The 17,748-nt window shown below is 71.7% G+C and carries 15 protein-coding genes; 8 read left to right on the top strand and 7 right to left on the bottom strand.

The annotated features are described in order from the left end of the window. The first annotated feature begins 56 nt into the window (after window positions 1-56). The 4 genes from BLQ49_RS13900 to BLQ49_RS13885 all read left to right on the top strand — a co-directional run bounded on the left by BLQ49_RS13900 (window position 57) and on the right by BLQ49_RS13885 (window position 3,003). Window positions 57-284 carry a hypothetical protein gene (locus BLQ49_RS13900; RefSeq protein WP_091717014.1) on the top strand — a complete coding sequence of 76 codons (228 nt, stop codon included), beginning with the start codon at window positions 57-59 and terminating at the stop codon, window positions 282-284. Further along, on the top strand, window positions 281-559 hold the full coding sequence (locus BLQ49_RS13895) for a type II toxin-antitoxin system RelE/ParE family toxin (protein ID WP_091716540.1): 279 nt from the start codon (window positions 281-283) through the stop codon (window positions 557-559). The genes BLQ49_RS13900 and BLQ49_RS13895 overlap by 4 nt, the downstream gene beginning before the upstream one ends. 123 nt (window positions 560-682) lie before the next feature. Next, window positions 683-2,383, top strand: coding sequence for a lysine--tRNA ligase (locus tag BLQ49_RS13890; protein WP_091716537.1), 1,701 nt, complete (start codon window positions 683-685; stop codon window positions 2,381-2,383). Window positions 2,384-2,391: 8 nt separating this feature from the next. Then, window positions 2,392-3,003, top strand: coding sequence for a pyridoxamine 5'-phosphate oxidase family protein (locus tag BLQ49_RS13885; RefSeq protein ID WP_091716535.1), 612 nt, complete (start codon window positions 2,392-2,394; stop codon window positions 3,001-3,003). 149 nt (window positions 3,004-3,152) lie between these two features. Here BLQ49_RS13885 and BLQ49_RS13880 read toward each other — a convergent pair whose 3' ends face one another. The 3 genes from BLQ49_RS13880 to BLQ49_RS13870 are packed head-to-tail and all read right to left on the bottom strand — an operon-like array spanning window position 3,153 to window position 9,881. Then, window positions 3,153-4,052, bottom strand: a complete 900-nt coding sequence (locus BLQ49_RS13880; RefSeq protein ID WP_091716533.1) for a transglutaminase family protein — start codon at window positions 4,050-4,052, stop codon at window positions 3,153-3,155. Then, window positions 4,049-6,589, bottom strand: a complete 2,541-nt coding sequence (locus tag BLQ49_RS13875; RefSeq protein WP_091716531.1) for a circularly permuted type 2 ATP-grasp protein — start codon at window positions 6,587-6,589, stop codon at window positions 4,049-4,051. The genes BLQ49_RS13880 and BLQ49_RS13875 overlap by 4 nt, the downstream gene beginning before the upstream one ends. Before the next feature lie 13 nt (window positions 6,590-6,602). After that, the gene (locus tag BLQ49_RS13870; RefSeq protein WP_091716529.1) at window positions 6,603-9,881 is read right to left on the bottom strand and encodes a transglutaminase family protein; all 3,279 of its coding nucleotides are present in this window, start codon (window positions 9,879-9,881) and stop codon (window positions 6,603-6,605) included. Between the two features lie 203 nt (window positions 9,882-10,084). Between BLQ49_RS13870 and BLQ49_RS13865 the strand changes: the two genes are divergently transcribed. After that, the gene (locus tag BLQ49_RS13865) at window positions 10,085-11,269 is read left to right on the top strand and encodes a zinc-binding metallopeptidase family protein (RefSeq protein ID WP_091717012.1); all 1,185 of its coding nucleotides are present in this window, start codon (window positions 10,085-10,087) and stop codon (window positions 11,267-11,269) included. Window positions 11,270-11,407: 138 nt separating this feature from the next. On the opposite strand, the gene mntR is transcribed toward BLQ49_RS13865, so the two are convergent. Beyond that, window positions 11,408-11,869: a manganese-binding transcriptional regulator MntR gene (gene mntR, locus BLQ49_RS13860; RefSeq protein ID WP_091716527.1), complete on the bottom strand. Its 462-nt coding sequence runs from the start codon at window positions 11,867-11,869 to the stop codon at window positions 11,408-11,410. A 153-nt stretch (window positions 11,870-12,022) separates the two neighbouring features. On the opposite strand from mntR, the gene BLQ49_RS13855 reads away from it, so the two are divergent. Continuing rightward, window positions 12,023-13,351 (top strand): Nramp family divalent metal transporter, encoded by a 1,329-nt coding sequence (locus BLQ49_RS13855; protein ID WP_091716524.1) that lies wholly within the window; start codon window positions 12,023-12,025, stop codon window positions 13,349-13,351. A gap of 9 nt (window positions 13,352-13,360) precedes the next feature. Here BLQ49_RS13855 and BLQ49_RS13850 read toward each other — a convergent pair whose 3' ends face one another. Then, window positions 13,361-15,049 carry a thiamine pyrophosphate-binding protein gene (locus tag BLQ49_RS13850; protein WP_091716522.1) on the bottom strand — a complete coding sequence of 563 codons (1,689 nt, stop codon included), beginning with the start codon at window positions 15,047-15,049 and terminating at the stop codon, window positions 13,361-13,363. A 275-nt stretch (window positions 15,050-15,324) separates the two neighbouring features. Here BLQ49_RS13850 and BLQ49_RS13845 point away from each other — a divergent pair, with 275 nt between their 5' ends. Together BLQ49_RS13845 and BLQ49_RS13840 are read left to right on the top strand one after the other, a co-directional pair. Then, entirely contained in the window at window positions 15,325-16,473 is a 1,149-nt protein-coding gene (locus BLQ49_RS13845; protein WP_091716519.1) for an acyl-CoA dehydrogenase family protein, read from the top strand. A 14-nt stretch (window positions 16,474-16,487) separates the two neighbouring features. Further along, complete coding sequence (locus BLQ49_RS13840; RefSeq protein WP_091717010.1) at window positions 16,488-17,051, top strand: cytochrome b; 564 nt, start codon at window positions 16,488-16,490, stop codon at window positions 17,049-17,051. Window positions 17,052-17,085: 34 nt separating this feature from the next. Here the strand turns inward: BLQ49_RS13840 and BLQ49_RS13835 are convergent, their stop codons facing one another. After that, on the bottom strand, window positions 17,086-17,349 hold the full coding sequence (locus BLQ49_RS13835) for a hypothetical protein (protein WP_244507588.1): 264 nt from the start codon (window positions 17,347-17,349) through the stop codon (window positions 17,086-17,088). Beyond that, entirely contained in the window at window positions 17,346-17,588 is a 243-nt protein-coding gene (locus BLQ49_RS13830; RefSeq protein ID WP_091716515.1) for a 3',5'-cyclic-nucleotide phosphodiesterase, read from the bottom strand. Before BLQ49_RS13830 ends, BLQ49_RS13835 begins: the two co-directional genes overlap by 4 nt. Window positions 17,589-17,748 lie beyond the last annotated feature (160 nt).

Here is a 17,748-nt window from a genome sequence, read left to right as displayed (position 1 = left end):
ACGCGCGAATCGGGGATCCTGCACGGCGTCGGGTCTCCATGGATCAGGAGCGGCGCATGACGAATCTGCTCGAAAAGGCCGTGGCAAAGGCGCGCGACCTGTCCCCGGACCTTCAGGACGAGATCGCCCGCCTCATGCTGGCCTTCGTGGGGGATGAGAATTCGGTCTACCGGTTCACCCCGGAGGAGGCGGCGGAACAAGACGCCGCCGACGCCGAGGAGGCCCGCGGCGAGTATGCCACCGATGCGGAAGTCCGCGCCATCTGGGCAAAGTATGGCCTGTGAGGCTGAGGCTGACGCGAACCGCCGCGCGCCAGCTCGACCACGTGCTGGCCGACATCGCGCGCCATAACCCATCGGGTGCCGACGCCGTTCGGCGGCGGATTGGCGCGTGCCTGGAGCTGCTTCTCCGACATCCCTATGCTGGCCAGACGACCGACCGGCGCGGCATTCGGCGCATCGTGGTGTCACCGTACCCATACATCATGACCTATCGTGTCGGCGCCGATGAGGTCATCGTGCGCACCATCCGGCACACCGCGCGGCGGCCAGGCGCCTGAGCAATCTGCCCGCATCGGAGCGCGAGCGGGCGAACGGATCGTTGCATTGCACCGCCGGGCGTTCCGCTTCGGTGCGAACCGCTCTAGGGTGCGCGCTTCTCGTTTCCCTCACATCCCGAAGACATGTCCGCCGCGCCCCCAGCCCTGACCCTCGACCCCGACACCATCGAGGCCGCCGCCAACGCCGCCGCCTGGCCCTTCGAGGAGGCGCGCAAGCTTGTGGCCCGGCTGGAGAAATCCGGCAAACGCGAGGTTCTGTTCGAAACCGGCTACGGCCCCTCGGGCCTGCCGCATATCGGCACGTTCGGCGAGGTCGCCCGCACCTCCATGGTGCGCCACGCCTTCCGGGTGCTCACCCGCGACGCGGTGCCGACCCGGCTGATCGCCTTCTCGGACGACATGGACGGGCTGCGCAAGGTGCCCGACAACGTCCCGAACCGGGAGATGCTGGCCGCCCATCTCAACCAGCCGCTCACCCGCGTGCCGGACCCGTTCGGCACCCATGACAGCTTCGGGGCGCACAACAACGCCGAACTGCGCCGCTTCCTCGACGCCTTCGGGTTCGCCTACGAGTTCCGCTCGGCCACCGAGTGCTACCGCGCAGGCGTGTTCGACACGGTGCTACTGCGCGTGCTGGAGCGCTACGATGCCGTGATGGAGATCATGCTGCCGTCGCTGCGGGCCGAGCGCTCGGCGAGCTACTCGCCGTTCCTGCCGCTCCACCCGGTCACCGGTCACGTGATGCAGGTGCCGATCGACGAGGTGAAGGCCGAGAGCGGCACCATCGTGTGGCGCGATCCCGAGACGGGGGAGCGCTACGAGACACCGGTGACCGGCGGCCACGCCAAGCTGCAGTGGAAGCCCGATTGGGCGATGCGCTGGGTGGCGCTCGGCGTCGATTACGAGATGGCCGGCAAGGACCTGATCGACTCGGTCAAGCTCTCGGGCAAGATCGCCCGGGCGCTCGGCGGCGAGCCGCCGGAGGGCTTCAACTACGAGCTGTTCCTTGATGAGAAGGGCCAAAAAATCTCGAAGTCGAAGGGCAACGGCCTGACGATCGACGACTGGCTCAAGTACGGCACGCCGGAATCGCTCGCTTTGTTCATGTACAACAAGCCGCGCGAGGCCAAGCGCCTGTTCTTCGACGTGATCCCCCGGCACGTGGACGAGTATATCGGCTTCCTCGACCGCTATGCCGGCCAGGACGCGAAGCTGCGGCTGGGCAACCCGGTCTGGCATCTGCACGCCGGCAACCCGCCGGAGCCCGAGCGGGTCGAGGGCGCGAGCCTGACCTTCGCGATGCTGCTCAACCTGGCGGCGGTGGCCAACACCGAGGATCCGGCGGTGCTGTGGGGCTTCATCCGCCGCTACGCGCCGCAGACCGGGCCGGAGACCCATCCGGGCCTCGACCGGCTCGTGGTCCACGCCCTGAAGTACTTTTCGGATTTCGTGCGCCCGGCCAAGACCTACCGAGCCCCGACGCCGGAGGAGCGGGCCGCCCTGGAGGACCTGTCGGAGACGCTCAAGGAGCACACCGGCTCCACCGATCCGGATGCCCTGCAGGCGGCGGTCTACGAGGTCGGCCGGCGCCACTTCCCCGACACGTCCGGCAAGGCCAAGAGCCCGGACGGGCGGCCCGGCGTGTCGCAGGCGTGGTTCACGAGCCTCTACAACGTGCTGTTCGGCGAGGCGCGCGGACCCCGGTTCGGCTCCTTCGTGGCCCTCTACGGGGTGGAAGAGACCCGGGGGCTGATCGCCTCGGCGCTCTCCGGCGCGCTGGTGGCCGAGCACGAGGCCTTCGCGACCGGCAAGACAGCGGCCTGAGCCCCGCGATGATCGTCGACAGCCTCGCCGCCCTGGAGGCGATCTACCACGCGCCCCTGGCGCCCGCCTCCACGGTGAAGGTGGCGGCCTCGGTCACGCCGGACTACGCGGCGCTGATCGCGGCCTCGCCCTTCGCGGTGCTGGCGACCTCAGGCCCGGAAGGCCTCGATTGCAGCCCCCGCGGCGACCGGCCGGGCTTCGTGCGGGTCGCCGATCCGCGCACGCTGATCCTGCCGGACCGGCGGGGCAACAACCGGATCGATTCCCTGCGCAACATCGTGCGCGATCCGCGGGTCGCACTGCTGTTCCTGATCCCGGGCTCGGGCACGACGCTCCGGGTGAACGGGCGGGCGGTGATCTCGGCCGACCCGGACCTGCTCGCCTCCTTCAGCGTCGACGGCCACGCGCCGCGAACGGCGGTCGTGATCACGGTGGACGAGGTCTACTTCCAGTGCGCCCGGGCGATCATCCGGGCGAAGATGTGGGATCCAGACTCCCGCATCGATCCGACGAGCCTGCCGAGCCCGGGGGCGATCCTGGCGGCGCTCACCGCGGGCGCGGTCGGCGGCCAGCGCTACGACGCGGAATGGCCGGAGCGGGCCGCGAAGACGATGTGGTGAAGGGGCGGGCGACGAACGTTAATGCGGGCAGGAACCGCGAACACCCCCGTCCTTGCGAGCGCAGCGAAGCGACCCAGGGTAACGCCACGGTGAACGAGGTCGCGCTGCCCTGGGTCGCTTCGCTGCGCTCGCGATGACGGAGCGCCGCCTCACCCGACCAGCGCGAGATCCTGCGTCTCGGTATCCGGAATGACATCCACCTCGACCTTCAGGCGCTGCTTGCCCGAGCCGCTCACGATGCCGTCGAGGGGCGCCACGTCGCCGTAGTCGCGGCCGCGCGCCACCACGATGTGGTCGTCCCGCACCGGCACGCCGTTGGTCGGATCGAGGCCGAGCCAGCCCGCACCGCACCAGACCGCCACCCAGGCGTGGCTCGCATCCGCCCCGCGCAGGCGCGGGCGGCCGGGCGGCGGCACCGTGCGCAGGTAGCCGCTGACATAGGCCGCCGGCAGGCCCATCCCGCGCAAGGCGGCGATCATCACGTGGGCGAAATCCTGGCAGACCCCGGCCCGCAGCGCGAAGGATTCGGACAGCGGCGTGTAGACGTTGGTGGCCCGGGCATCGAAGCGGAAATCCTTACCGATCCGCAGCATCAGGTCGTGGGCCGCCCCGTAGGCGCTGCGGCCGGCGCAAAAACTCGGCCGGGCGTAGTCGGTGACCTCCGGCAGCAGCGGCACCCGGCCGCTCGGAAACAGGAAATGCACCGGCGCCCGGCCGCCGAGGTCGCGCCCCGCCACCACGGCGTCGCGGACCTGCTCCCAGGCCATCCCGGATTCCGGCGGCGGCGGTTCGGGGCGCTCGACCCGCACGGTGGACAAAGCCTCGACGCTGAAGGTCGTGTGGGGCGCCTCCAGGGTGATCGCCAGCGCGTCGATCCCAAAATAATCGTGCCGCGTCACCGCGGTGGCAGGGCTCGGATCGATCGTGACGGCGCTTGCCAGCACGCTCTGGCCCTCGCCGTCCTGCGGCTTGAGCCGCAGGGTGCAGCGGGCGAAGCGCACCGGCCGGCCGTAGCGGTAGGTGGTGCGGTGGCGCAGCGTATAGATCACGCCAGCCCCATCAGCTTCTCGGGCCGCAGGGCGTTCGGCCCCGTCGGGAAGTATCGCACCGCGATCCCGTCGGCGAGGCGTTCGAGGTCGGACTCCAGCGCGGCGAGGCGCACGGCGTCGAAATCGGCGGCCTCGCCGCTGCGCAGCTCCGCCAGGATCCGGGTGGCGAGGCGGCCATGCGGCTCCGGCAGGCCGTCGGCGGCGAGCGCCGGCAGGTCGGCGAGGTGCCGGGTGATCGCATCCACCTGGAAGGCGATCGAGCGCGGGTTGTAGGGATCGAGCAGCACCAAGTCGCGCACAGGGTCGAGGGCGGCCCCCTGGAGGTAGCGGCGCCCGTAGCTGATCTGCGAATCGCACAGCGACAGCATCACCCCGAGGCAGCCCGGCGTCGCCTCGTCGTTGGCGAAGGCCAGCGCGAAGGTGCAAGTGTTGATCGCCCGCTCGATCCGCCGGCCGAGTTCGACGAAGTGCCAGCCCTCCGCCCGGCTCATGTTCTCGTGGGTCAGGCCGGACAGCGCCGCGAGCTGGCTCAGCGCCCGCTCGGCGCGGCCCGTGAGCTGGGATTCGGCCAGGGCCCGCTCAGTATTAAGGGCGAGGGACTCGCCGAGATCGGCGAGCACCCGCCAGACTTCGCCGGAGAGGCGGGCGCGCAGGGCCGCGGCGTTGCGGCGGGCCGACCCGATATGGGCCCAGGCCGAGCCCGGCCGCTCGCGCCCGGCCAGCGCCTCCTGGGCGAGGCGGGCCGTGGGCAGGTCGGCCGCGCCGATGGCGGCCCATTCGTGCAGGAGGCCGCGCAACGCCAGGGCGGCCGGCGTGTCGAGGGCGCCCGAGATGTCGGTGCCGACCGCGTCGCCGACGCTGCGCAGATGGGCCAGCACCAGCCGGATCACCGCCTCGGCGCGCTCCAGGTAGCGGCCGAGCCAGAACAGGCCGTCGGCCGCCCGGGCGGGGAGGTGGCCGCCGACCCGGCGCACCCGCGGGGCCGCCTGCGTGACGATCAGAGGCGCGGCGATCGGCTTTTCCGAGAGCACCCAGACATCGGCCGAGCGGATGCCGAGCCGCAGCTCGATCGGATCGACATCCTCGCGCTCCGCGAACCGGCAGAAGCCCCCGGGCATGACCTGCCAGCCGAGCGGCGTCCGCGTGGCGAAGACGCGGACCACGAAGGGGCGGGGCACCAGGGAGAGCCCGTCCGGGCCGCGCTCCCAGCCCGGCATGGTCGAGAGCGGCGCGGCCTCCTGGGCGACGTAGTCGAACGGCCGGTCGCGCAGGGCCGCCACCACCCGCTCCCGCTCCGCCGCCAGGGCCGGGCCCGCCAGGATCGCGTCACGAGCCGCCCCGCGCTGGGGCGTGGCGGCCGGGCGCAGGGTCAGGCTGTCGAGATTCGCCTGGGCATGGCCTAAGCCCTCGAGGTCGCCGCACCACCACGTGCGCGGATGACCGAGGCGCAGGGGTTCGCCCAGCACCCGGCGGGCGATGCCGTCGAGATAGGGGGCGAGCGCCGCCGACTCGACGAGCCCGGAGCCCGGCATATTGGTCACCACCAGGGAGCCGTTGCGCAGGGCCTCCAGGATGCCGGGCACGCCAAGCCGCGAGGCCGGGTTCAGCTCCAGGGGATCGAGGAAGTCGGCATCGATCCGGCGCCACAGGGCGTCGGCCCGCTTCAGGCCCGAGACCGTGCGCACGTGCAGGCGCCCGTCCTGCATGACGAGGTCGTCGCCCTCCACCAGCATCAGGCCGAGATAGCGGGCGAGCGCCGCCTGCTCGACATAGGTGCTGCTGTAGGGGCCGGAGGTCAGCAGGCAGATCCGCGGCTCGACCCGCTCGGCGCCGAGCGTCAGCCCATCGCGAAACGCCTGGAAGAAGGCCGGCAGGCGCTCGACGTTCAGGTCCTGGATGAAATCCGGGAAGGTCCGGGCCAGGACCATCCGGTTCTCCAGCGCCCAGCCCAGGCCCGAGGGGGCCTGCGTCCGGTCGGCCAGCACCTGCCAGCGCCCGTCCGGCCCCCGGCCGAGATCAGCCGCGTAGAGCTTCAGGTAATGGCCGCCGGGGGGCATCACCCGGTGGAGCGGGTGCAGGAATTCGGGCGTCCCGGCCACGATCGCGGCGGGGAGCAGGCCCTCCGCGACCAGCCGCCCATCCCCGTAGGCGTCGGCGAGGATCGCCTCCATCAATTCCGCACGCTGGACGATGCCGGCGCTGAGTTCCTCCCACTCGGTCCCCTCGATCACCAGGGGCAGGCAGCCGAGCGGCCAGGGGTGCTCGCGCTGGTCACCGGCGATGCGGAACGAGATGCCGGCATCCCGGATGTGCCGCTCCGCCGCGACGAACCGGGCCAGGATCTCCGGCTCGGTGAGGCCGCCGAGATGGTCGAGCAATCGCGGCCAGGCCCCGCGGGGCTGGCCGTCGGGACCCAGGAACTCGTCCGGCCGGCCGGGGGCAGGGCGGTAATCCGCGGTCCAACGGGCGACGCGCGCCCGCGGGCTCTCCGCCGGATCGGTGGTCCGCGCGAGGCTCTCCGCGAGCGCCGCCTCCATCACGGCCCCCCGGTCATTGCGGGGCCGGCGTGCGCAGGTCGAGGGTCAGCGGGAATTCCGCGCTCGATTCCGGCCGGGGCATCTCGATCCGGCCCGGGGTGTGGCCATGCGGCTGGAACCGGGCGAGGCGCCGCCCCTCGGCCTCGTAGGCGTTGACCGGATGGGTCTCGTAGTTGCGGCCGCCCGGATGGGCGACATGATAGCGGCAGCCGCCAAGCGAGCGCCCGCTCCAGGCATCGAGGATGTCGAAGGTCAGCGGCGCGTGGGCGGGAATCGTCGGGTGCAGCGAGGAGGCCGGCTGCCACGCCTTGAAGCGCAGGCCCGCCACGGCCTCGCCGCCGCGGCCGGTCGAGGTCATGGGCAGCCGCCGGCCGTTGCACGCGATGACGTGCCGCTCGGGCACGAAGCCCTCGACCTTGACCTGCAATCGCTCGACCGAGCTGTCGACGAAGCGCACGGTGCCCCCGCTGGTCCCTTCCTCGCCCATGACGTGCCAGGGCTCCAGCGCCTGACGCAGCTCCATCCGGACCCCGCCCTGCTCGATCGTGCCGAACACGGGGAATCGGAACAGGGCCTGCGCCTCGAAGGCGACCGGATCGAAAGCGTAGCCTGCCGTCCGCAGATCCTCCAGCACCCCGAGGAAGTCGGACCAGAGGAAATGCGGGAGCATGAACCGATCGTGGAGGTTCGTGCCCCAGCGGACACAACTCCCGGTCTGCGGCTCGCGCCACAGCCACGCTACGAGGGCGCGGAGCAGCAATTGCTGCGCGAGGCTCATCCGCGCGTCCGGCGGCATCTCGAAGGCGCGGAACTCCAGGAGGCCGAGGCGCCCGGTCGGGCCGTCCGGCGAGTAGAGCTTGTCGATGCAGATCTCGGACCGGTGGGTGTTGCCGGTGACGTCCACGAGGATGTTGCGAAAAACCCGGTCGACCAGCCAGCGCGGGATGTTGGGCGCGTCGGGGGCGGGGATCTGGGCGAGGGCGATCTCCAACTCGTAGAGCCCGTCATGGCGCGCCTCGTCCATGCGCGGCGCCTGGCTCGTCGGGCCGATATAGAGGCCCGAGAACAGGTACGAGAGGGCGGGGTGGCGCTGCCAGTAGAGCACGAGGCTCTTGAGCAGGTCGGGCCGGCGCAGGAACGGGGAATCGTCCGGCGTCACGCCGCCCATGACCACATGATTGCCGCCGCCGGTGCCGGTGTGGCGCCCGTCGACCATGAACTTTTCCGCGCCGAGCCGGGTCTGGCGGGCTTCGGCGTAGAGGTCGGTGGTGATCGCCACCGCCTCCCGCCAGGAGGCGGCCGGGTGGACGTTGACCTCGATCACGCCGGGATCGGGCGTCACCTTGATCACGCCGATCCGCGGGTCGTAGGGCGGCTCGTAGCCCTCGATCTGGATCGGCAGGTTCAGTTCCGCGGCCGCCGCTTCGAGGTGGCCGGCGAGTTCGAGGTACTCGTCGGCACGCTGCACCGGCGGCATGAACACCCGCACCACCCCGTCCCGGGGCTCGATCGACAGGGCCGTGCGCACCGCGACGCCGGTGATGCCGGCGCCGTTGGCGGTCGTCTCGCCCGGATGCCCGTCGGGCAGGGCAGCGCGGGGCTCCAGCGGGTCCTGCGGCTGGTAATAGGGATAGTGCTCCGGCGGCACGTAGGGCAGGGACGACAGGGGCAGGCGGAAGCCCACCGGCGAGTCCCCCGGCACCAGGAAGGCGGCGCCGCGCCGGAAGTCCCACTTCTCAGAGATCCAGACCCTTTCGGCATCGCCGTCCTTGCCGGTGGGCAGGCTCGCCAGCGGCAGCACGTAGCCCGCGGCTTCCCCGAGGCCCCGCGCGTAGACGCGCTTGATCCTTGCGTCGAACTCCACCGAGCCGGACCGGGCCTCGGCGGGCGTGACGTTGACCGGCAGCGCCGCGACCTTCTTCTCCCAGAGCTCGCCGTCCTCGAAGGCCGGCATGACGTAATCGGCGAGGCCGAGGCGGCGGGCCACCGCGTCGGCGAGCGCCTTGGCCTGCACGATGGTCGCCTGGCCCTCCTGGCCCGCGATCACCTCGGGGGCGATCAGGTCGGGGTTCCGCCAGATCGGCTTGCCGTCCTTGCGCCAGTAGAGCGCGAAGGCCCAGCGGGGCAGGCTCTCACCGGGATACCACTTGCCCTGGCCGTAATGGAGCAGGCCGCCCGGCCCGAACCGGTCGCGCAGGCGCCGGATCAGCGTGTCGGCGAGGCTGCGCTTGGTCGGGCCGACCGCGGCGATGTTCCATTCGGGCGATTCGAAATCGTCCACCGACACGAAGGTCGGCTCGCCGCCCATGGTGAGCCGCACATCCTGCGCCACGAGGTCGGCATCGACCCGCTCGCCCAGCGCGTCCATGTCGGCCCAGACCGTCTCGGAGAACGGCTTGGTGATCCGCGGCGTCTCGGCAACCCGGGTGATCGTCATCCGGAAGTCGAACTCGGTCTTGGCCGGTTCGACCGCCCCCGAGATCGGCGCGGCCGAGCGGTAATGCGGGGTCGCGGCCAGCGGGATATGGCCCTCGCCGGTGAGCAGGCCCGAGGTCGCGTCCATGCCGATCCAGCCGGCGCCCGGCAGGTAGACCTCGGCCCAGGCGTGCAGGTCGGTGAAGTCGGCGGACGCGCCCGCGGGGCCGTCGACCGCGGTCGTGTCGGGCACGAGCTGGATCAGGTAGCCGGAGACGAACCGGGCGGCGAAGCCGATCCGGCGCAGCACCTGCACGAGCAGCCACGTGGAGTCCCGGCACGACCCGCTCTTGAGCCGCAGGGTCTCGGCCGGCGTCTGGACGCCGGGCTCCATGCGCACGCCATAGGCGGTCTCCCGGGCGATCTGGGCGTTCAGCGCCACCAGGAACTGGACGGTGTTGGGCTCCTCGGGCAGCCGGGCGAGCAGCGCCTCCATCTCGGGACACTCCGCATCGACGGGGGTGCGGTAGGGGGCCAGTTCCTCGGCGAGGTCCGGGTCGTACGTGAAGGGCCGGGTTTGCGCGTAATCCTCCACGAAGAAGTCGAACGGATTGATCACCGCCATGTCGGCGGTCAGATCGACCTCGATCTTCAATTCGTCCGTCTTCTCCGGGAAGACGATGCGGGCGAGCCAGTTGCCGCTCGGATCCTGCTGCCAGTTCAGGAAGTGGTTGGCGGGCGTCACCGTGAGCGCATAGGCCGGGACCTTGGTGCGCGCATGCGGGGCCGGGCGCAGGCGGATCACCTGGGGACCCAGGCTGATCGGCCGGTCGTAGCGGTAATGGGTGACGTGGTGCAGGGCGGCTTTGATCGACACGATGGCTCCGTCGAAAGGATCGAACGCGGTTCTCGATGCCGGTCCCGGGCGCCGGCCCCAACCGCGCCGTTATGCGCTACAGACCCGCCGACAAGCAATTTCCGTGCGGTGCCTTGCGCGTCCGACCGGGCGTCTGGCAGGAACTTTGCCGCGCGGCCCCGCTTGACCGGCAGGTGGGCCGGACGCCGGCCCGGGACGGCCCGATGAAGATCTTCCAGTGCCAGGCCTGCGACCAGCCGGTCACCTTCGAGGCGACCGCCTGCGAGAGCTGCGCCCGGCGCCTGGGCTATACTTGCGCGGTCCACGAGGTCTCGGCCCTGGAGCCGCAGGGGCTCTCGGCCCACCCGCTCATGGGCGGGGCGCAGGTCTTCCACGCCTACGCGGATCCCGGGCGGCGCTACCGCCTGTGCAACAACGCCCTCTCGGAGGCCTGCAACTGGCTGGTGCCAGAGGACAGCCCGGACATCTTCTGCACCGCCTGCCGCCACAACCGGGTGGTGCCGGACCTGTCGCAGGGCTGGAACCTGACCCGCTGGAAGCTGATCGAGGCCGCCAAACGCCGGCTGTTCTACTCGCTGCTGCGCCTGGAACTGCCGCTCGCCACCCGCGCCCAGTACACGGACGGGCTGGCCTTCGACTTCCTGGCCGACCCCGCCGAGAACTTTTCCGGGGGGCCACCGGTGCTGACGGGCCATATCAACGGCCTGATCACCATGAACATCGCCGAGGCCGACGATGTCGAGCGGGAGCGCCGCCGGATCCTGTTCGGCGAGCATTACCGCACCCTGCTCGGCCATTTCCGGCACGAGATCGGGCATTATTTCTGGTACCTGCTGGTGTTGAACAGCCCGACCTGGGAGCCCTTCCGGGCGCTGTTCGGCGACGAGCGCGCGAACTACGTCCAAGCCCTGCAGGACCATTATGCGAAGGGCGCGCCGGCCGACTGGGACGAATCCTACGTCTCGGCCTACGCCACCGCCCATCCCTGGGAGGATTTCGCCGAGACCTTCGCGCATTACCTGCACATCGTCGACACGGTGGAGACCGCCTCGACCTTCGAGCTGCATGTCCGCCCGCGCCTGCGCCACGGGACCCAGGCGCCGACCGTGATCGACTTCGACCCCTACAACACCCTCGACCTCGACCGGCTGATCGCCGCGTGGCTGCCGCTGACCTACGCAATCAACTCGCTGTCCCACAGCATGGGCCAGCCGGCGCTCTACCCGTTCAAGCTGACGCCGACGGTGATCGCCAAGCTCGCCTTCGTGCACGAGCGGATCTACGCCTCCCGCACCGGCACCCTGCCGGATGCCGGCGAGGCCGGCGCCGAGATGCTGCGCGCGGTGATCCTGGGGTTACGCCAGAAGGTGGCGGCGGCGACGGTGTGAGGGCGGGGCGGCCGTAGCAGACACGCCGTCTTTGCGAGCGGAGCGAAGCAATCCAGTCGGCGCCACGCTCGCAGATGTCGCGCTGCCCTGGGTCGCTTCGCTCCGCTCGCGATGACGGCCGGAGGTCGGAGCAGCCCCTCACGTCCCCCCATGCCGCTCCACGAAGGCGCGGAACGCCTCCAGCGTCTCGGCGCTGACATGGTGCTCGATCCCCTCGGCATCCCGGCGGGCGGTCTCGGGGCTCACGCCCAGCGCGCAGAGGAAGCGCTCCACGATCCGGTGGCGCTCCCTTGCCTGGGCGGCCAGCCGGCGGCCGGCCTCGGTCAGGAACACGCCGCGATAGGGCCGCTGCTGGACGAGCCCATCCTCGCACAGGCGCTTGAGCATCTTGGCCACGGTCGGCTGCGCCACGCCCAGGCGGGCCGCGATGTCCACCTGCCGCGCTTCACCGCCATCGCCGATCAGGTCGTCGATCAGTTCGACGTAATCCTCCACGAGTTCCGAGCGCCGCGCCTCGCGGGCTTGGCGAAAACTCTCGACATGGCGCTCGGGATCGACCAGCGCGGTCTCGGGTGGGCCGGGCTCGGACGGTTCCTGCATCGGCTCTCCCTCTCGGCGCGCGCGCGCCGCTCCTGTCTCTAGCAAAAACCCGCGCCGGCAGGGGAGTCCCACATTGGCGACAGGAGCCCCCTTGCATCCCGCGGCCGAAGCCCTGAATATAGCTCAAGCTATATCTTTGAGAAGAGGCTGAGCATGGTGGCGCCGAACGCCGCGACGGCTCCGGGGCGCGCCGTGCCCGGGGCGATGAGCCGGCGGACCGAGGACGCGATCCGCGACGTCCTCGACGGGCGCCGGGGCGGCCGCGGCCGGTTCCTGCTGTTCGTAGGGCCCGCCGTGACGGCCTCGATCGCCTACATGGACCCCGGCAATTTCGCGACCAACATCCAGGCCGGGGCCCGCTACGGCTACGGCCTGCTCTGGGTGGTGCTTCTCGCCAACCTCACCGCGATGCTGTTCCAGGCGCTCTCGGCCAAGCTCGGGATCGTCACCGGAAAAAACCTCGCCGAGCATTGCCGGGACGCGACGAGCCGCCCGGTGCGCCTCGCCCTGTGGTTCATCAGCGAGGTCGCCGCCATGGCGACCGACCTCGCGGAGTTCTTAGGGGGCGCCATCGGCCTGTCGCTGCTCACCGGCATGCCGCTGATGGCCGGCATGGCGGTCACCGCCATCATCACCTACGCGATCCTGCTCCTGGAGCACGAGGGCTTTCGGCCCCTGGAGATCGCCATCGGCGTCATGGTCGGCACGATCGGCCTCTGCTACGCGGTCGAGCTGCTGGTGGCTCCGGTGGCCTGGGGCGAGGCGGCGAAGGGCCTCGTCACCCCCAGGATTCCGGACGCCGAAGCGCTGACCATCGCGGTGGGGATCATCGGCGCCACCGTGATGCCGCACGCGCTGTTCCTGCATTCGGGCCTGACCCAGGGGCGGGGCAATCCCCGCACCGAGGCCGACCGGCGCCTGCTGGTGCGCTACTCGAACCGCGAGGTGGTGGTGGCCCTGCTGCTCGCGGGCCTCGTCAACATCGCGATGGTGATCATGGCGGCGGCGGCCTTCCATCTCGGCCACAGCGAAGTGGCCGAGATCGGCGAGGCCTACCGGACCCTGACGCCGCTTCTGGGGCCCGCCGCGGGGGCGGCCTTCCTGGTATCGCTGCTCGCCTCCGGGATCTCCTCCTCGGTGGTGGGGACGCTCGCCGGGCAGATGGTGATGCAGGGCTTCACCGGCTGGCGGATCCCGCTCCTCGTCCGCCGGCTCGCGACCATGCTGCCGGCCTTCGTGGTGGTGGCGATCGGGATCGACCCGACCCGGGCGCTGGTCCTGTCGCAGGTGGTGCTGTCGCTCGCCCTGCCGGTGCCGATGGTGGCTTTGGTGGTGTTCACCCGGCGCCGGAGCGTGATGGGGCCCTTCGCCAACGGGCCGCTCACCCAGGTGGCGGCCGTGGCGGGGGCCGCGGTGGTGCTCGGGCTCAACATGGTGCTGCTGGCGGCGGCGTTCGGGGTGCCGGTGCCTGGGTTGGGGTGAGAGGGCTCCTCACGTCGCCCGCACCACCACCTCCACCAAGTTGGCGCCCCCCGACCGGATCCCCGCCTCGATCGCCGGGGCGATATCGGCGGCCCGGGTCACCCGCCGGGCCGGCACACCCATCGAGGCGGCCAAGGCCAAGAAATCGATCCGCGGGTCGGTGAGGTCCATGGCGATGAAGCGGTTGGCGCGCACCGAGGCGTAGTGCGCCTGGCCCTTCATGAAGGTCTTGAGGATGTTGTACTCGGCGTTGTTGATCACCACGAAGGTGACCGGCAGCTTTTCGTGCGCGGCCGTCCAAAGGGCCTGCGGCGAGTATAGTGCGGCGCCGTCGCCCACGACGCAGACCACGGGCGCGCGGTCGAGACCCAGCGAGAACCCCACCGCGGCCGGCATGCCCCAGCCCAGCACGCCGCCGCGCATCGCCGCGTATTGATGCGCCGAGGGGCTGTCGAGGAAGGTGCGCAGGTGGGTCAGCGTCGCGGGCGCCTCGTCCACGATGGTGGTCTCGGCCCCGACCGCGCGGGCCACCTCCCGGGCGGCGACCAGCGGCGCGATCACCGGATCCTCGAAGGCGGCGTCCGCGGCGGCGGCGAGCTTCGCCCGGCGCTCGGCCCGGGCGGTCACGGCCTGGGCGCGCAGTTGCCCGAAGGCGTCGGCCCGGTCGGCGAGGCGGGGGGCCAGGATCGGCAGCAGGGCATCGAGCGAGGCGCGGATGTCACCCACCGTCGACAGGGATGTGGCGTAGGTCCGCCCGAGGTCGCGCACGTCGGCCGAGAGCTGGAACACCTGCACCCCCGGCGGCACCGCCGAGACTTCCGAATAGAGCACGGTGATCAGCGACTTGCCGCCGAGCGCGAACACCGCGTCGTAGCGCCCGAGGATCTCGGCGATCGCGTCGGCCCGGGTCGGCAGGTTGCCGGCCCAGAGTGGGTGCGCGGTGGGGAAGGGGATGTGGGCCGGCCAGGACGAGCCGTAGACCGGCGCGGCCAGCAGGTCGGCGAGCGCCACCATCTGCGCGGACGCGTCCGAGGCGTCGATCTCGTCGCCCGCGATCAGGGCGAGGCGGCCCGGCGCGATCGCGGCGAGCTTTTCGGCCAAGCGATCGAGGGAGCCCGCCACCGCCCGCTGATCGATGGTGGAAGTCTCACCGGCCGGCACGGCGCTCATCGCCTCCATCACGTCCATGGGCAGGGACAGGAAGACCGGGCCGGAGGGGGCGGCGCCCGCATCGTGAAAAGCCCGGCGCAGCAGGATCGGGATCTGGTCCGGGCTCGTCACCTCGCGGGCCCATTTCATCACCGGGTCGGCGATGGCGACGAGGTCGCCCATCAGCAGCGGGTCGGTCAGCGCGTGGCGGAGATCCTGCTGCCCGGCGGTGACCACGAGCGGCGTGCCCGAGACCTGGGAGTTCACGAGCCCGCCCATGGCGTGGCCGAGGCCCCCCGCCGTGTGCAGGTTGAGGAAGGCGGGTCGCCGCGCCCCCTGCGCGTAGCCGTCCGCCATCGCCACGGCGGTCGCCTCCTGCAAGGCGAGGATGTAGGCGCTGTCCGGCGCCTCGGTGAGCGCGTCGATGAGCGGCAATTCGGTGGTGCCGGGATTGCCGAAGATGTAGCGCACGCCCTCCGAGCGCAGCACCTCCACCAGGAGGTCGGCGCCGCGACGGCGGCCCACCGCGTCCACCCGCTCGATCGACATGCCCGGCCCCCAGCAGAATCGAGCGGAAGGCTAGACCATGGGCGCTCCGGGGCAAGACTGCGCAGCCTTCCGGAGGCGAATTGCCCCTCGAACAGCCCTCCGGGGGTCCCTGCGAGCGGCCGGAGGCGCGGCTCTTGGTCTGCTTGCGCCACGCTCGGCCGCATGGTGCAACGGCTCACGAAGCCGTGACTGCGGACATCCTGCCAGCCGGCAGGACTGACCGGCAGGGCAGTTGGAAGCCCCTGCCGCGCGACACCGCTCGTCGAAAGGACACCATGGACCAGCGGACGCCGCCCGATCTGAGCCGCGACGCCGAAGCCGCCGCGCGTGCGGTGTCCCTGTCGGCGGCGCAGCGCGCCGGCGCGCAGGATCGCGACGACGGATTTCCGAGCGCAGATCTCGCCGACCTCGCCCGGCTGGGCCTGCTCGCCGCGCCGGTGCCGGTCGCGGCGGGCGGGGCGGGTCTCGGCGAGGAGCCCGGCGCCGGGGCGCTCGCCGAGGTGCTGCGCCTCATCGGCTACGGCAGCCTCGCCCTCGGGCGGCTCTACGAGGGCCACGTCAACGCGCTCCAGCTCGTCGCGCAGTACGGCGAGGCCGGGCAGCGCGCGCGTCTGTTCGCCGATGCCCGCGCGGGCCACCTGTTCGGTGTCTGGAACACCGAGCCGGCCGGGGCGGGCCTCGCCCTGGATGCGGATGGGGATGCCCTGCATCTGAGCGGCGCCAAATCCTTCGCCTCGGGGGCGGGCTTCGTGACCCGCGCCCTGGTCACGGCGCAAGGTCCGCGCGGCGGCGGGACGCTCATGCTGGTGGTGCCGCTGGAGCCGGGCACCCGGGCCGACCTCTCGGCGTGGCGGGCGCAGGGCATGCGGGCCTCGGCGACCGGGACTCTCGATTTCGGCGGGATCGCCCTCTCGGACGGCGACATCCTCGGCGAGCCGGACGACTATTTCCGCCAGCCGGTCTTCTCGGGGGGGGCGTGGCGGTTCACCGCGGTGCAGCTCGGCGGGATCGAGGCGGTGTTCGACGCGTGGCGGGCGCATCTCGTCCGCCTCGGGCGCGGGGCCGATCCCCATCAGCTGGCGCGCCTCGGCGAGGGCGCCATCGCGGTCGAGGGGGCGCGGCACTGGGTGGCGCGGGCGGCCGCCCTGGCCACCGGCGGGACGCTGCCGGCCGCACGCGTCGTCGCCTTCGTGAACCTCGCCCGGCTCGCGGTGGAGAAGGCCGGGCTCGACGTGCTGCAGCTCGCCCAGCGCTCCGTCGGCCTGCCGGGCTTCCTGCGCGGGCATCCCCTGGAGCAGCTCTCGCGCGACCTCGCCACCTACCTGCGCCAGCCGGGGCCCGACCGGGCGCTGACCGGCGCGGCGGAGGAAATCCTGGCGGCCGGGGAGGGGGTGGCCGACCTGTGGGACGGGGACGGCCCGTGAGCCGCATCTCCACCATGGGGGCGGGCCGTGAACCGGCGTCGGCCGTCTGGCGCGACACGCCGGAGCGCTACGGCCGCGTCAGCCGCGCCTTCCATTGGCTGATGGCGGCCCTGTTCGCGTGGCAGTTCGCGGGGGCGCTGCTCTATGTCGGCCTCGGCGACACGGCGGTGACGCGCTTCGTCGGTGGCAGCCACTTCACCCTGGGGGCCACGCTGTTCGCGCTCGTGCTGCTGCGCGGCGCCTGGGGGCTCGCCAACCTCTCGCGCCGCCCGCCGCATCGGGGCCGCCTGGGCCGCGCCGCGGTGGCGGGCCATGCCGTGATCTATGCCCTGATGATCGTCGTACCGGGCCTCGCGCTGCTGCGGCAATACGGGTCGGGCAAGCCGTTCACGCCCTACGGCCTCCCGCTCATGCCGGGCCGGGACAGCAAGATCGACTGGCTGGTGGCCCCGGGCGACCTGCTGCACCATTGGCTGGCCTTCCTCCTGCTGGCGATACTCGCCGGCCATGTCGCCATGGCCCTGCTGCACCGCGCCCTCTGGAAGGACGATGTGCTGGCGCGGATGACCCGGGGCTGAGCGGCGCGCGAACAGCCTCGGGCGCAGGGCTCGCTTACCGGCGCGAGGGCCGGCCGGGCTCCGCCCCGAGGCGCCGCATGCAGGCGTGGTAGAGTTCCGCCCCCAGACCGTACGGCGACAACCCCCTCGGGTTCGGGGCCGTGAAGACGTGGTCCCGGGCCTCGTTGCGACACTGCGCATCCTGGGGGCTCTTGATCGGCTGGGACTGGGCGGATGCGGGCGGGACGCCGAGGGCCAGCAGGGCGGCCGCGAAGCCCATCGGAAGCCCCTTGATGCGTCTGCTGCGCAGGCCGGTCACTTGCCGCCCCCAGCCTGATAGGCGTCGATGGCACGGCGGCAATTGTCCGACAGCTCCTGCCGGTGCGCGGCGAAGCAGGCGTCCATCTTGTCGCTGTCCGGATCGACATCCCCGCAGAAGGTGGTCGCGTCGCCCGTACAGAAGCGTTTGAGGTCCGCGTTGCCCCGCTTCGGGCCAGCCAGGGCAGGGGCGGCCAGCATGAGCGCGAGGGGAAGCGCGAGGCCGAGGCTGCGGATCATGGTACCTCTTCGTGTCCACAGGTGAGCGCGGGCCGGGATCGGCGGCATCACCGGATGCAGCAACCGCGCAGGCCGGCTTTGGATGCAGTCGCGAGCGGCCGATCAGGCGGATTCTTCGCGCAGGCGCGACCGGCCGGACACCGCGTGCGGATCAGGTCGA

This window comes from Methylobacterium phyllostachyos (assembly GCF_900103445.1).
GTDB lineage: Bacteria > Pseudomonadota > Alphaproteobacteria > Rhizobiales > Beijerinckiaceae > Methylobacterium > Methylobacterium phyllostachyos.
The sequence above is the reverse complement of the archived record's forward strand: the minus strand, read 5'-3'. Positions and strand labels throughout refer to the sequence as shown.